12 protein-coding genes are annotated in these 13,383 nt (G+C 73.8%); 7 read left to right on the top strand and 5 right to left on the bottom strand.

All coding sequences use genetic code 11. The annotated features are described in order from the left end of the window. Nucleotides 1-29 precede the first annotated feature (29 nt). The 3 genes from BUS84_RS20490 to BUS84_RS20480 all read right to left on the bottom strand — a co-directional run bounded on the left by BUS84_RS20490 (nucleotide 30) and on the right by BUS84_RS20480 (nucleotide 3,167). Nucleotides 30-899, bottom strand: coding sequence for an HAD family hydrolase (locus tag BUS84_RS20490; RefSeq protein WP_074314809.1), 870 nt, complete (start codon nucleotides 897-899; stop codon nucleotides 30-32). Between the two features lie 150 nt (nucleotides 900-1,049). Next, nucleotides 1,050-1,928 carry a DUF5667 domain-containing protein gene (locus tag BUS84_RS20485; RefSeq protein ID WP_074314807.1) on the bottom strand — a complete coding sequence of 293 codons (879 nt, stop codon included), beginning with the start codon at nucleotides 1,926-1,928 and terminating at the stop codon, nucleotides 1,050-1,052. Between the two features lie 288 nt (nucleotides 1,929-2,216). Next, nucleotides 2,217-3,167 carry an ECF subfamily RNA polymerase sigma factor, BldN family gene (locus BUS84_RS20480; protein WP_074314805.1) on the bottom strand — a complete coding sequence of 317 codons (951 nt, stop codon included), beginning with the start codon at nucleotides 3,165-3,167 and terminating at the stop codon, nucleotides 2,217-2,219. Nucleotides 3,168-3,741: 574 nt separating this feature from the next. On the opposite strand from BUS84_RS20480, the gene BUS84_RS20475 reads away from it, so the two are divergent. The 3 genes from BUS84_RS20475 to BUS84_RS20465 are packed head-to-tail and all read left to right on the top strand — an operon-like array spanning nucleotide 3,742 to nucleotide 6,303. Continuing rightward, entirely contained in the window at nucleotides 3,742-5,376 is a 1,635-nt protein-coding gene (locus BUS84_RS20475; RefSeq protein WP_084757815.1) for an AMP-binding protein, read from the top strand. Beyond that, nucleotides 5,366-5,620, top strand: coding sequence for a glutaredoxin family protein (locus tag BUS84_RS20470; protein WP_074314802.1), 255 nt, complete (start codon nucleotides 5,366-5,368; stop codon nucleotides 5,618-5,620). Before BUS84_RS20475 ends, BUS84_RS20470 begins: the two co-directional genes overlap by 11 nt. Before the next feature lie 20 nt (nucleotides 5,621-5,640). Next, nucleotides 5,641-6,303 carry an HAD family hydrolase gene (locus BUS84_RS20465; protein WP_074314800.1) on the top strand — a complete coding sequence of 221 codons (663 nt, stop codon included), beginning with the start codon at nucleotides 5,641-5,643 and terminating at the stop codon, nucleotides 6,301-6,303. Here BUS84_RS20465 and BUS84_RS20460 read toward each other — a convergent pair. Then, nucleotides 6,284-6,937 carry a response regulator transcription factor gene (locus tag BUS84_RS20460; protein WP_074314799.1) on the bottom strand — a complete coding sequence of 218 codons (654 nt, stop codon included), beginning with the start codon at nucleotides 6,935-6,937 and terminating at the stop codon, nucleotides 6,284-6,286. The two genes, BUS84_RS20465 and BUS84_RS20460, sit on opposite strands and share 20 nt — an antisense overlap. Nucleotides 6,938-6,995: 58 nt before the next feature. Next, nucleotides 6,996-8,294 carry a sensor histidine kinase gene (locus BUS84_RS20455; protein WP_074314797.1) on the bottom strand — a complete coding sequence of 433 codons (1,299 nt, stop codon included), beginning with the start codon at nucleotides 8,292-8,294 and terminating at the stop codon, nucleotides 6,996-6,998. A 367-nt stretch (nucleotides 8,295-8,661) separates the two neighbouring features. Here BUS84_RS20455 and BUS84_RS20450 point away from each other — a divergent pair, with 367 nt between their 5' ends. Genes BUS84_RS20450 through BUS84_RS20435 form a run of 4 tightly spaced genes read left to right on the top strand, consistent with a single transcriptional unit; the run spans nucleotide 8,662 to nucleotide 13,368 of the window. Continuing rightward, nucleotides 8,662-9,432, top strand: coding sequence for a redox-sensing transcriptional repressor Rex (locus BUS84_RS20450; protein WP_074314795.1), 771 nt, complete (start codon nucleotides 8,662-8,664; stop codon nucleotides 9,430-9,432). Then, nucleotides 9,429-10,826, top strand: a complete 1,398-nt coding sequence (locus BUS84_RS20445; protein WP_074314793.1) for a glutamyl-tRNA reductase — start codon at nucleotides 9,429-9,431, stop codon at nucleotides 10,824-10,826. Before BUS84_RS20450 ends, BUS84_RS20445 begins: the two co-directional genes overlap by 4 nt. Next, the gene (hemC, locus tag BUS84_RS20440) at nucleotides 10,823-11,791 is read left to right on the top strand and encodes a hydroxymethylbilane synthase (RefSeq protein ID WP_074314791.1); all 969 of its coding nucleotides are present in this window, start codon (nucleotides 10,823-10,825) and stop codon (nucleotides 11,789-11,791) included. The genes BUS84_RS20445 and hemC overlap by 4 nt, the downstream gene beginning before the upstream one ends. Further along, entirely contained in the window at nucleotides 11,788-13,368 is a 1,581-nt protein-coding gene (locus tag BUS84_RS20435) for a bifunctional uroporphyrinogen-III C-methyltransferase/uroporphyrinogen-III synthase (RefSeq protein WP_074314789.1), read from the top strand. The genes hemC and BUS84_RS20435 overlap by 4 nt, the downstream gene beginning before the upstream one ends. Nucleotides 13,369-13,383: the final 15 nt, after the last annotated feature.

The raw sequence follows: 13,383 nt of genomic DNA, 5'->3' as shown, positions 1-13,383 counted from the left end.
GACCGCCCGACAGTCCCTGAGCCCGCCGGTCAGCCGCTGCGGCGGCGGCGCTGCAACGCCAGGCCGGCGGTGACGGCGCCGGCGACCAGCCCGGCCGCCGCGGTCGACGGTACGGCGATCTTGACGGCTCGCCGGCCGGTACGGAAGTCCCGCACCTCCCAGCCGCGCTGCCGGGCCTGCCGCAGCAGGGTGCCGTCCGGATTGACCGCTACCGCCCGCCCCACCGCGGAGAGCAGCGGCAGGTCGTTGGCCGAGTCGCTATAGGCGGCGCAGCGGGCCAGGTCCAGCCGCTCCACGGCGGCGAGCTGGGTGACCGCCTCGGCCTTCGCCGGCCCGTGCATCAGGTCGCCCACCAGCCGCCCGGTGTACGCCCCGTCCACCACCTCGGCCACGGTGCCGATGGCGCCGGTCAGGCCGAGCCGGGTGGCGATCACCCGACCGATCTCCACGGGGGCGGCGCTGACCAGCCAGACCCGCTGGCCGGCGTCGAGGTGGCGCTGGGCGAGCTGGTGCGTGCCGGACCAGATCCGGGGCGCCATCAGCTCGTCGAAGATCTCCTCTGTGAGGCGTTCCACGTCATCCACCCGCCAGCCCTCGACGAAGGCCAGCGCGGCCTCCTTGGCCTGGGACATGTCACCGGCGTGTTCGCGGGCGAGCAACCGGAACCGGAGCTGCCGCCAGGCGAACCGGGCCAGGTCGGCGGAGGTGAAGTAGTTCCGGGCGGCGAGGCCGCGGGCGAACCAGTAGATCGACGCGCCCTGCATCATCGTGTTGTCCACGTCGAAGAAGGCCGCTGCGGTCGGGTCCGGCGCGGTCGCCGGCGCCAGCTCGGTCTCCGTCCAGCCGGCGGTGTGACCATGGGTGTCGGTGCTGACCGTCACCTTGCGGCTGCGCGCCACGCGTCTCCCTTCCTCGCCAGGTGCGACGGATGCCTCCAGCGAGGGTAGCCGGAGAGCATGGTCGACCGGCCGGGCAGACAGCGAACTGTGGCGCGACCGGCCGTACCTGCGGTATGGGAGTGGCCGGGGCGGCTGGCCGCCCCGGACGGGTCAGCGGGTGCCGGGGCAGGCGGACGGGGCGGGGCCGAGGGCGTCGCTGGCCGCCGGCGCCGGCAGGCCGCAGGCGATCGCCGCGCGCAGCGCGTCCGAGCGCTCCCGGATGCTGTCCAGCAGCACCAGCGAACGCCGGGTCCGCTCCCGATCGGCCCGGGTTGCCCCGTCGAGCAGGTTGCCCACCGCTCGGCTTTGACCGGCGACGAAGGTGTTGACGGTGTCCAGGCTGGCCGGCTCGGCCCGCTGTACGGCGGCGGCGGTGAGCAGGCGGACACCCTGCCGGGTGTCGGCGTCCATGTCGTCGAGGACGGCGCTGTAACCGATCCGGTCACCGCGCAGCTCGGCGGCCTCGCCGAGCCGGGTCCGGGCGAAGTCCAGGAAGAGCTGCCCGCGGCTGATGTCCGAGCTGGCCAGGGCGAGCTGGGCCCGCTCGGTCGAGCGCTTCATGCCGTACAGCGCGTCGCCGGGGACCGCGTTCTCGCTGGCGGCGGAGATGCCGGAGACGGCGATGGCGCCGGCCGCGATGCCGATCAGGATCGCGCCCCGGGCGCGGGCCCGGCGGGCGGTGACCGCCGGGAGCAGCGAACCGCGGGTGGTGGCGGTGGGACGCGCGGTGGCCGGTTCGCCGGCCGGCGGGGTGGTGCCCAGCCCTTCCCGCACGGCGGTGGCGAGCAGCATCGCCCGCAGGCCGGTGCGGAAGTCGGGGTCGACCTCGACCGCCGGTGGATCGACGCTGAGCCGCTGGCCCACTGCGACGAGCGGCGCGAGCTGGCCATCCGCCCGGGACCGGACGTGGTGCCGCCGGCCACCGTTGGCCTCGTCGAGAAGCTGCGCGAAGCGCTCGGCGCGCCGGCGGGAGAAGAGGATGTTGTCCACCGCAGGCACCTCCTCTCGCTGGTCACGGCCGGTCGGCCGCCGTCGTTGCCAGCGACCGGGCGGCAGTGTGACACCACGGAGGTGAGGCCCCGTCCGGCATGCCGGTCGGACCTCGGTGACCCGGGCCTGCCGGGGCAACCACCGGTCGCACCCGGAGAAACGCCGTAGACCGGGCACGGGTTACGGGCCCCGCGGGCCGGAAATCACAGAAAGTGATCGTCGTCACCAAGCGGGACCGACTGAGCTGCCCGGACGCCGATCGACGTCCATCGGTCCCGCCGAAAGAAACTACGGCTGGAAGCCGTCGGGCAGGAGCCGGGCCAGCGCGCGGACCGCCCGGTACTGAAGGGCCTTGATGGCGCCCTCGTTCTTGCCCATCGCCCGGGCCGTCTCGGCGACCGAGAAGCCCTGGAGGAAGCGGAGCACGATGCACTCCTGCTGCTCCGGATTGAGCTGCTTCACGGCGGTGAGCAGGGCGACGTTGGTGATGTGCTCGACCACCGCAGCCTCCGGGCTGCCCTCCGGGCCCCGGTCCTCCCGGTCGGCGTCGAGCACGTCGCCGGTGGTGACCTCCAGCCGGTACCGGCCGGACTTGAAGTGGTCCGCGACCAGGTTGCGGGCGATGGTCACCAGCCAGGCGCCGAGGTCGCGGCCCTGCCAGGTGAAGCTGCTGATCCTCTTGAGCGCGCGGAGGAAGGTGTCCGAGGTGAGGTCCTCGGCGAGCTGGCGGTTGCCGACCCGGAAGTAGACGAACCGGAAAACGGTGTCCACGTACCGGTCGTAGATCAGGCCGAACGCCTCGGACTCGCCGGCCTGGGCCCGCTCGATTAGCGTCCAGACCTCGGTGGCCGGGTCGGACGGGTCCGGTCGGCTCGGAAAGCCGGTCGGGGTGGTGGTGGCCGGCACCGCCGGGATCACCGCCGTCTCGCCCGCGGACGGATCGGTGGTCGCCGCCGGTGTGTCGCTGACCCGTCGGCCCTGGGCCGGCATGGTCGGTCGGGCCGGGACGGCGACCCGGCCGCCGGCCGGCTTCGCGTTGCCGCCGGGCACCGCCGGTCGTGGTGGGGGCTCGTTGTGGTGTGGCCGGTTGCGAATCCGTTTCGCCGTGCCGTCGCCCCGCAGGGCGGTGCCGTGCGGTTCGTCCAGCGGAGCGCGGGCCGCCGGCCGTTCGTTGACCTGGGCCCGAGCCGTCTGGCTGGTCAGGCCGACCGGGCGTTCCGCGTAACCGAACGTGGTCACCGCGTCGCCCCCGTCCCGTCGGTCGCCGGGCGGGCCGGCTTGCGGGTCGTCGGTGCGGACCGACCGGGCTTCCGGTCGGGCAGAACGGTTCCGGGGTGTGCCGACGGGCGGCAGTTCCCCTTGAGGTGCTGGTCCAATGCGCTCACAGGCACGGGGGCCTCCTCGGGCTGAGGGGTGTCGACTCACGGCAAATGGGGTGAGCCGACCCGAGTGATGATAGGGCCAACGTCACCCGCGCGTGGCAAGTCCGTTACACAGGGCGGAAGTATTTCCCGCTCCATCGCACCGTCGGCGGACCGGTTGTCCGTCGTGTGCGATTGACTTTGGAGCGGCGCGGTGATCCAGGATGGATCCCCTGGTCGGGGGTGGATTGCCCGTTTGGTTGACCCGTCCCGTCGGGTGGTCGGCGGAGCCCGGCCAAATCGTCGGCGGATGGCGTCGCCCGTCCCATCGACAGGACCTGATCGGATCGCCGGTGGCGCAGTGGCCGGTCCCGCCGGCGGGACTTCCGCGGCACCGCGGTCCGGCCGTCGGGCGTGGCCTGGCGCCGCCCGCTGTGCCAGACTCGATCACCGTGCAGGACGCATCGGCAAACCCCGCGCCGAACCTCGCCGACCGGGTCCACCGGGCGGCTCTCGACCACGGCGACCGGGCCGCGCTGCACTGGCGCGACCGGACACTCAGCTGGTCCGAACTGGACGCCGCGGTGGACTCCACCGCGTACGCGCTGACCGCCACGGCGCCGCCCACCGACCCGGGCGGTACGCCGCCACGTGTCGCGATCGCGCTGCCCAATACTCTCGACTTCGTGGTCAGCTGGCTCGGTGCCCTGCGCGCCGGGCTGGTCGCGGTGCCGGTCAACCCCGGCTTCACCGCCCCGGAGCTGCGGCACGTGCTGGCCGACTCCGGCGCTTCGGTGCTGATCGGCACCGAGCGGGTCCGGGGCCTGGTCGCCGAGGTGGCCGCCGAGCTGCCCGCGCTCACCGCCGTGCACGGCACCCCGCCACGGTCGGCCGTCGACGCACCGGAGCCGCCGGCACGCCCGCACCGGGGCGGCGCCGACCTGGCCGTACTGCTCTACACCTCCGGGACCGAGGGCCGGCCCAAGGGTGCGATGCTCTCGCACCGCGCGCTGCTGGCGAACCACGAGCAGGTTGACCGGATCGAGCCGCCGGTGGTCGGTCCGGGGGACACCGTGCTCCTGGCCCTGCCGCTGTTCCACGCGTACGGGCTCAACTCGGGGCTCGGCGCGGTCGTCCACCATGGCGCGACCGGCGTGCTGCTCGACGAGCTGGGGCCCACGGCGGGGCTCGACGAGATCGCCCGGCACCGGGTGAGCGTGCTGGTCGGCGTACCGTCGATGTTCCTGGCCTGGGCCGGCGCGGCGGAGGTCCGCGCGGCGACCGCCTCCGTCCGGGTGGCGGTCTGCGGCGCGGCGCCGCTGGAGCCGGCGGTCGCGGCGCGCTTCACCGAGGCCACCGGTCATCCGGTGCACGTCGGGTACGGCCTCACCGAGACCGCGCCGGTGCTCACCTCCACCCTGGTCGGCGGGGTGGCCAAGACCGGCTCGATCGGTCGGCCGCTGCCCGGTGTGCGGCTGCGCCTGGTCGGCGCGGACGGCGTGGATCTCTGGCGCGACGGCCTGGCCGTCCCCGACGAGGACCCGGATGAGCTGGACATCTCCGACGTGGCGCCGGGCACCGACCCGGGGCAGATCGTGGTGGGCGGCCCCAACCTCTTCACCGGCTACTGGCCGGACGGCCGGGGCGGCCCAGACGCCGACGGCTGGTGGGGGACCGGCGACGTCGCGTACGCCGACGAGGACGGCGACCTCTTCCTGGTCGACCGGCTCGGCGAGCTGATCCTGGTCAACGGGTTCAACGTCTATCCGCACGAGGTGGAGCTGGTGCTCGCCGGGCATCCCGGGGTGGCCGAGTCGGCGGTACTGGGTGTGCCGCATCCGCGGACCGGCGAGACTGTCCGGGCGTACGTTGTGCCCGCGCCGGGGCGGCAGGTGACCGGCGAGGAACTGCTCGCCCACTGCGCGCGGAACCTGGCCCGGTTCAAGTGCCCGTCCGTGGTCGAGTTCGTCGACGCCCTGCCGCACTCGGCGATCGGCAAGGTACGCAAGACCCAGCTCCGGTCGGCGACGCCGGCCGACCCGCCGGCGAACGCCGACACCCGCACGGAGGTAACCGATGTCCACTGATGCCCGGCTCGCCCTGATCACCCGACCCGGCTGCCACCTGTGCGACGACGCCAAGGCGGCGCTCGACCGGGTGGTGGCGGTCACCGGCGACAAGTGGGTCGAGTGGGACGTCACCGGCGACGAGGGGCTGGAGCGGGAGTACGGGGACCGGCTGCCGGTGGTGATGCTCGACGGCAAGGAGCACGGCTACTGGCGGGTGGAGGAGGAACGGCTGCTGCGGGACCTGACCACGCCGCAGCTCTGAGCGGTGCCTATGGTGCTCTGATGACCCCTGCACGCACCCACCTGGTGTGGGACTGGAACGGCACCCTGCTCAACGACCTCAGCCTGGTGGTTGCCGCCACCAACGTGGCCTTCGCCAGCGTGGGCGGGCCGGTGGTCACGCCCGACGAGCACCGGGTGCGGTTCCGTCGGCCGATCGCCGAGTACTACGCCGACGTGCTCGGCCAGGCCGTGGACGACGATGAGTTCGGCCGGCTGGACCGGATCTTCCACGACGCGTACCGCAGCGGGTTGACCACCTGCGAGCTGGCCGCCGACGCGCGGATCGCGATGGCCGCCTGGCCGGGCAGTCAGAGCCTGCTCTCCATGTGGTTCCACGAGGAGCTGGTGCCCACCGTGCACACCTACGGGCTGACCGGCCACTTCACCCGGGTGGACGGGCTGCGTGCCACGGTCGGCGGCGACCGCAAGGCCGAGTCGCTCGAGCGGCACCTGGCCGAGCTGGGCGTGGACGGCGCCTCGGTGGTGCTGATCGGCGACTCGATCGACGACGCCGACGCGGCGCTCGCGGTGGGTGGTCGCGCGGTGCTCTACAGCGGCGGCTTCACCGACCCGGCCCGGCTGCGCGCCTCCGGTCACCCGGTCGCCGACACCCTCACCGACGCCGTGACCCTGGCCGGGGAGGTCAGTTCCGCAGGTAGGTGAGGACGGCCAGCACCCGCCGGTGCTGCTCGGTGTCCGGGGGCAGGGTGAGCTTGGTGAAGATGTTGCGCACGTGCTTCTCCACCGCGCCGTCGCTGACCACCAGGGCGCGGGCGATGGCGGTGTTCGAGCGTCCCTCGGCCATCAGGGCGAGCACCTCGCGCTCGCGCGGGGTCAGCTCGCGCAGCGGGTCGTCCCGGCGGCGCCGGGCGAAGAGCTGGCCGACCACCTCCGGGTCGAGCACGGTGCCACCGGCGGCCACCCGACGCAGGGCGTCCAGGAACTCGTCGATCGCGGCCACCCGGTCCTTGAGCAGGTAGCCGATCCCGCCGCCCGCGCCACCGGTGGTGGCCAGCAGGTCGTCGGCGTACGAGACCTCGACGTACTGGGACAACACCAGGATCGGGGTACGCGGCACCAGCCGGCGGGCCTCCACCGCCGCCCGCAGCCCCTCGTCGGTGTGCGACGGGGGCATCCGGACGTCGACGATCGACACGTCCGGCCGGTGCTCCACCACCGCCTCGACCAGCGCGTCGCCGTCCCCGACGGCGGCCACCACCTGGTGCCCGCTCTCGGTCAGCAGCCGCACCAGCCCCTCCCGGAGCAGGACGGCGTCGTCGGCGATCACGATGCGCATGGCTGTGTTGTCTACCACGTCCGGCCGTCCGGGAGGGCTCGTCGCGGCATTCGCCGGCTCACAGCGGAAGCTCCGCGCGGATCTCGGTGGGCCCGCCGACCGGGCTGACGACGGCCAGTTCGCCGCCGGCGGCCCGCACCCGGTCGGCGATGCCGACCAGCCCGTGCCCCTTGGCCAGGTGCGCGCCGCCCTGCCCGTCGTCGCCCACCCGCACCAGGAGATGGGTGCCCTGTCGGGCCAGGGCGACGGTGGCTTCGGTGGCCCGGCTGTGCTTGGCGACGTTGGTCAACGCCTCGGCCACCATGAAGTACGCGGTGTTCTCCACCGCCGGGTCGAGTCTTCCGCCCGGCGTGCCGAGCTGTGGGTCCACCTGGAGCTCGATCGGGATCAGCCCGCGGCCGGCGAGCGCGGCCAGGGCGCTGGGCAGGCCCCGGTCGACCAGGACCGGTGGGGCGATGCCTCGGGACAAGGCGCGCAGCTCGGCCAACGTGTCCCGGGTCTGGGTGACCGCCTCGTCGATGGTCCGGCCGGCCGCCTCCGGGTCGGTGGCGAGCTGCTGCCGGGCCCGGCTGAGGTCCATCGCCAGCCGGACCAGGCGCTGCTGGGGGCCGTCGTGAATGTCGCGTTCCAGCCGGCGCAGCGCGGACGCCTCGGCGGAGACGGCGGCGCGCTTCTGCTCCTCCAGCACGGTGATCCGGTCCCGCATCTCGGCCACCCCGGTCAGCATGGCCCGGGCGAAGCTGGCCTGCAGCAGCGCGCAGCCTCGGACCACGATCGGCAGGGTGATCAGGAAGAACACTCCGATCGCGGTGTTCAGCCCGATCCGCGCGGTGGTCGAGTCGCCCAGGCCGAGCAGCTGGGCGAGGTCGCTGTCGCCCTCGCCGCGCGGCAGCGTCCAGTCGTACGCCCAGTAGAGCGAGCCGGTGACCGCGGCGGCCCACCAGGCCATCGCCACCACGAACGTGATCACGGACACGATCAGACGCAGGACGCCGTGTGCCACGTCGAGCCATGACTGGGCGTCCCGCATCGGCACGAAGATCCGCCGCCAGGCGTTCGCTCCCGCCTCCGGCAGCCGGTAGTGCGGCCGGATCCGGGGCTGCCGGAGCACCGCGGGCAGCCGCAGCCGCTCGATGTCGGCCAGCCCACGGGCGGCGTACAGGGTGCCGCTGATGATCGGCAGGCCGATCACCGTGACCACCAGCCCAACGCCGACCGCGAGGCCCACGACGAGGACGATGAAGCTGGTCAGGGCCAGGGGTAGGCCGAGCAGCACGTACCCGGAGTCGACGAAGAGCTGGCGGGGGATGCTCGGTGCCAGCGTCGGCTGGTCGCTGGTGGCGGCAACGGCGGTCATGCCCAAAGGCTAGGCAGCCCGGGTCCGCCACCCCATCCCGAAGCCCCGCCTCTCCCTCGTAGTGCTGTCCCTACCCGTCCCGGCACGTCTGTGCGGCATGGGCGCGGGATTGGTCAGAGAAGTCGGGATTGAGCAATAATTATCCGGGCGGTGCGGGCGGATGCCGCTGGATCGATCTTGCGGAATGGAGGTGCTGGTGGGGTCGCGCCGCGCAGCGACAAGATCGCGATTTGTGCACGTCTTCACAAGCGCCTACTCTCTAGTTCCGACGCGCCCCGCTAGCACAGCCGGCAATCTCGGTCGCCAGCGGGAGTCCCTAAGCGGCCGACCAGCGGAGTTGGCCGAGGATCGCACCGCACGGAGTCTCATGAGTCAGCATCGTCACCCAGGCGCGCCCGGCCGCGCCGGTGCCGTACCGGCGCTCCCGGACCTGCCCGAGGCCACCGTCGCGCGGCTCCCGGAGTACCTGCGTGCGCTGCACAACCTCGCCGACGCCGGCCACGAGACGGTCTCCAGCGAGGGTCTGTCCGCCGCCGCCGGGGTCAACTCCGCCAAGCTCCGCAAGGACCTCTCCCACCTCGGCTCGTACGGCACCCGGGGCGTCGGCTACGACGTCGCGCTGCTGATCGAGCAGATCGAGTACGTGCTCGGGCTCACCCAGCGCAGGGCGGTCGCCCTGGTCGGCGTGGGTAATCTCGGTCACGCCCTGGCCGGTTACGACGGCTTCGCCAGCCGGGGCTTCCGGATCGCCGCACTGCTCGACGCCGATCCCTCCCGGGTCGGCGAAGAGATCAACGGCCTGGTGGTCCGGCATGTCGACGAGCTGCCGGCGGTCGCCGTGGAGGAGTGCATCGCGATCGGCGTGATCGCCACCCCGGCCGCCGCCGCCCAACGGGTCGCCGACCAGCTGGTCGCGGTCGGCGTGACGAGCATCCTCAACTTCGCGCCGTGCGTACTCTCGGTTCCGGAGGGGGTCGACGTGCGCAAGGTCGACCTCGCCATCGAGCTGCAGATTCTGTCCTTCCACGAGCACCGCAAGGCGTCACTGACCGCGCTTCCCGCCACCGGCGGGTCCGCTCTCACCGCCCTGCCGGGTGGACTCGCGGCCACCGACACCCAGGAGGCGATCGGCACGTGAAACTGCTCGTCGTCGGCGCGTCCTACCGGACCGCCCCAGTCGCCACGCTGGAGCAGCTGGCCGTGCCTCCCGCCGACCTCACCCGCACCCTGGACCGCCTGGTCGCCCAGCCGTACGTGGCCGAGGCGGTGATCGTCTCCACCTGCAACCGGGTGGAGGTCTACGCCGCCGTGTCCGGTTTCCACGGCGGGCTCGGCGACATCTGCGCCGTCCTGGCCGAGCAGGCCGGCAGCTCGCCGGCGGCGCTCGCCAGCCACTTGTACGTGCACTACGACGCCGCCGCCGTGGACCACGTCTTCCGGGTCGCCACCGGGCTGAACTCGATGGTGGTCGGCGAGGCGCAGATCCTTGGGCAGCTGCGCGACGCGTACCACTGGGCCACCGGCGCGGACTCGGCCGGCCGCCTGCTGCACGAGCTGATGCAGCAGGCGCTGCGGGTCGGCAAGCGGGCCCACGCCGAGACCGGCATCGACCGGGCCGGCCAGAGCGTGGTCACCGCCGCGCTGGAGCTGGCCGCCGGGCACCTCGACGGTGACCTCGCCGGCCGCCCGGCCCTGGTCGTCGGGGCTGGCGCGATGGGCTCGCTCGGGGTGGCCACGCTGTCGCGGCTGGGTGCCGGGCCGCTCACCGTCACCAACCGGGGCGCCGACCGGGCCGTGCGGCTCGCCGAGTCGTACGGGGCGGGCGCCGTGCCGATGGCCGAGCTGGCCGACACGCTCTCCACAGTGGACATCGTAGTGGCCGCCACCGCCTCCACCGAACCGGTCCTCACCCGAGCGGTGGTCGGCGCGGCGCTGGCCGAGCGGGACCCGGTCCGGGGCCCGCTGGTCCTGCTCGACCTCGCCGTCCCGCGCGACGTCGAGGAGGGCGTCGCCGACCTTCCCGGCGTCGAGGTGATCGACATCGACCGGATGGCGGCGCTGCTCGCCGACGGTCCGGCCGCCGCGGACGCCGCCGCCGTCGAGCGGATCGTGCTCGGCGAGGTGGAGAGCTTCCTCTCCTGGCTGCGCGGCGCCGATGTGGCGCCCACCGTGGCCGCGCTGCGCGGCCGGGCCGACGACGTGGTCACCGCCGAGCTGCGCCGGCTGGCCCAACGCCGACCCGACCTCGGTGACGACCTGCGGGCCGAGGTGGCCCGCACGGTGCACCGCGTGGTGCAGCGGCTGCTGCACCAGCCCACCGTCAAGGTCCGCCAGCTGGCCGCGGAGCCTGGCGGCGACCAGTACGCGGCCCTGCTGCGCGAGCTGTTCGACCTCCAGGTGCCGCAGACCTCGCCGGTGGACACCGTCCCCGACGTGGTGGCCTCCGACCTCGGGGCGGCGTTCACCGGCACCGACCCGGTGCTCGGCGCGGACGCCACCGACCCGACCCCGCCCACCGGAGGTGCGCGATGACCGCCCCCCTACGCCTCGGCACCCGGGGCAGCGCCCTGGCGATGGCCCAGTCCGGCCAGGTCGCCGAGGCGTTGACCGCCGCCACCGGCCGCCCGGTCGAGCTGGTCGAGGTGATCACCGCCGGCGACCGCTCCAGCGCGCCGGTGCACCGGCTCGGCGTCGGGGTGTTCGTCTCCGCGCTGCGCGACGCGCTGGCCGCCCGGACCATCGACTTCGCGGTGCACTCCTACAAGGATCTCCCCACGGCCGCCGCCGGCGGGCTGCACATCGCGGCGGTACCGGCCCGGCAGGACCCACGCGACGCGTTGATCGCCCGGGACGCCCGGACGCTCACCGAGCTGCCGCCCGGGGCCACCGTGGGCACCGGCGCGCTGCGCCGGATCGCCCAGCTGCACGCGCTCGGCCTGCAGTTGGAGGTCACCCCGATCCGGGGCAACGTGGACACCCGCCTGGCGCGGGTGCTCGGCCCCGAGGCCGACCTCGACGCCGTCGTGCTGGCCCGGGCCGGGCTGGCCCGACTCGGCCGGGCCGACGTGATCACCGAGACGCTGGACCCGATGCTGATGCTGCCCGCGCCCGCCCAGGGTGCGCTGGCCGTGGAGTGCCGGGTCGACGACCAGGACCTGGTCGAGCTGCTCGCGGTGCTCGACCACGCACCGTCGCACGCCGCCGTCACCGCGGAGCGCGCGTTGCTGGCCACCCTGGAGGCCGGGTGCAGCGCACCCGTCGCCGCCTATGCGGAACTCGCCGAAGGTGACGCCGGCGATGAGATCTACCTGCGCGGGGCGGTGATCAGCCCGGACGGCACTCGTGACCTCCGGCTGTCCCGCACCGGAACGCCCGCCGACGCGGCGGAGATCGGTAAGGCACTCGCCGCCGAACTCCTCGACCTCGGCGCCGACTCGATCCTCGGCCACGAAGGACACACCGGCTCGGGGACCCAGCAATTTGGGAGCACAGAATGACCCGCACCCGTAAGCCCGTCGGCCGTATCGCGTTCGTCGGGGCTGGCCCCGGCGACCCGGGCCTGCTGACCCGTCGGGCGCACGACGCCCTGGTCGACGCCGACCAGGTGATCTACGACCGGGGAGTCCCGGAGTCGTTGCTCGCCGTCGTACGCGCCGAGGCCAGGGACGACGCCGAGTTCACCCCCGCCGAGGGCGCGCCGGGGGACGTGGCGAAGGTGCTGATCTCCGCGGCCCGGTCCGGGCTGAACGCGGTGCACCTGGTCGCCGGCGACCCGTTCGGCCACGACTCGGTGGTCAAGGAGGTGCAGGCGGTGGCCCGTACCGCCGCTCACTTCGAGGTGGTGCCCGGGGTCGGTCAGGCCGAGGGCGTGGCCACCTACGCGGGGGTCCCGTTGCCGGGCGTGCGTACCGCCGCCGACGTCGAGGACGTCAGCGCGCTGGACTTCGAGGCGCTGGCCGCCGCCGTCGGCCGGGGCTCGTTCGCCGTCGCCGTGGACGCCGGTGACCTCGCCGCCGTCCGCGACGGGCTGCTGGCCGCCGGGGTCGACGGCACCACCGGCGTCGGGGTGACCGGCGACGGCACCGGCGAGACCCAGTACACGACCACGTCGACCGTCGACAGCTTCGTGGCCGCGGCGCTCGGCTTCACCGGCCGGGTGGTGCTCACCGTCGGCGCCGGCGTGGGCCAGCGGGACAAGCTGAGCTGGTGGGAGAACCGCCCGCTGTACGGCTGGAAGGTGCTGGTACCGCGGACCAAGGAGCAGGCCGGCGCGATGAGCGCCCGGCTGCGCGCGTACGGGGCCATCCCGTGCGAGGTGCCGACCATCGCGGTCGAGCCGCCGCGTACCCCGGCGCAGATGGAGCGGGCGGTCAAGGGCCTGGTCGACGGCCGCTACGCCTGGGTCATCTTCACCTCGGTGAACGCGGTCCGCGCGGTCTGGGAGAAGTTCGCCGAGCACGGGCTGGACGCCCGGCACTTCGGCGGCGTCAAGATCGCTTGCATCGGTGAGGCGACGGCGGACGCGGTTCGCGCGTTCGGCATCCAGCCGGAGCTGATCCCCGCCGGGGAGCAGTCCTCCGAGGGGCTGCTGGCCGAGTTCTCGCCACACGACGAGATCCTCGACCCGGTGGGCCGGGTGCTGCTGCCGCGCGCCGACATCGCCACCGAGACGCTCGCCGCCGGGCTCACCGAGCGCGGCTGGGAGGTCGACGACGTGACCGCGTACCGGACGGTCCGGGCCGCGCCGCCGCCGGCCGAGATCCGGGACGCGATCAAGTCGGGCGGGTTCGACGCGGTGCTCTTCACCTCGTCCTCCACCGTGCGGAACCTGGTCGGCATCGCGGGGAAGCCGCACGCGCGTACCGTTGTTGCCGTCATTGGGCCCAAGACGGCGGAGACCGCGACGGAGTTCGGGCTGCGGGTCGACGTCCAGCCGCCGCACGCCTCGGTGCCCGACCTGGTGGAGGCGCTCGCCGCCTACGCCGTCGAGCTGCGCGAGAAGCTCGCCGCCATGCCGGCGAAGCAGCGTCGCGGCTCGAAGGTGCAGGGGCCGACCGCCCTGCGCTTCCGGTAGTCGTCCGAGGAGGGG

The sequence above is a fragment of the Micromonospora cremea genome, assembly GCF_900143515.1.
In the GTDB taxonomy this organism is placed as follows: domain Bacteria; phylum Actinomycetota; class Actinomycetes; order Mycobacteriales; family Micromonosporaceae; genus Micromonospora; species Micromonospora cremea.
Note: the sequence above shows the minus strand (reverse complement) of the source record. Positions and strands in the feature narration are given on the sequence as shown.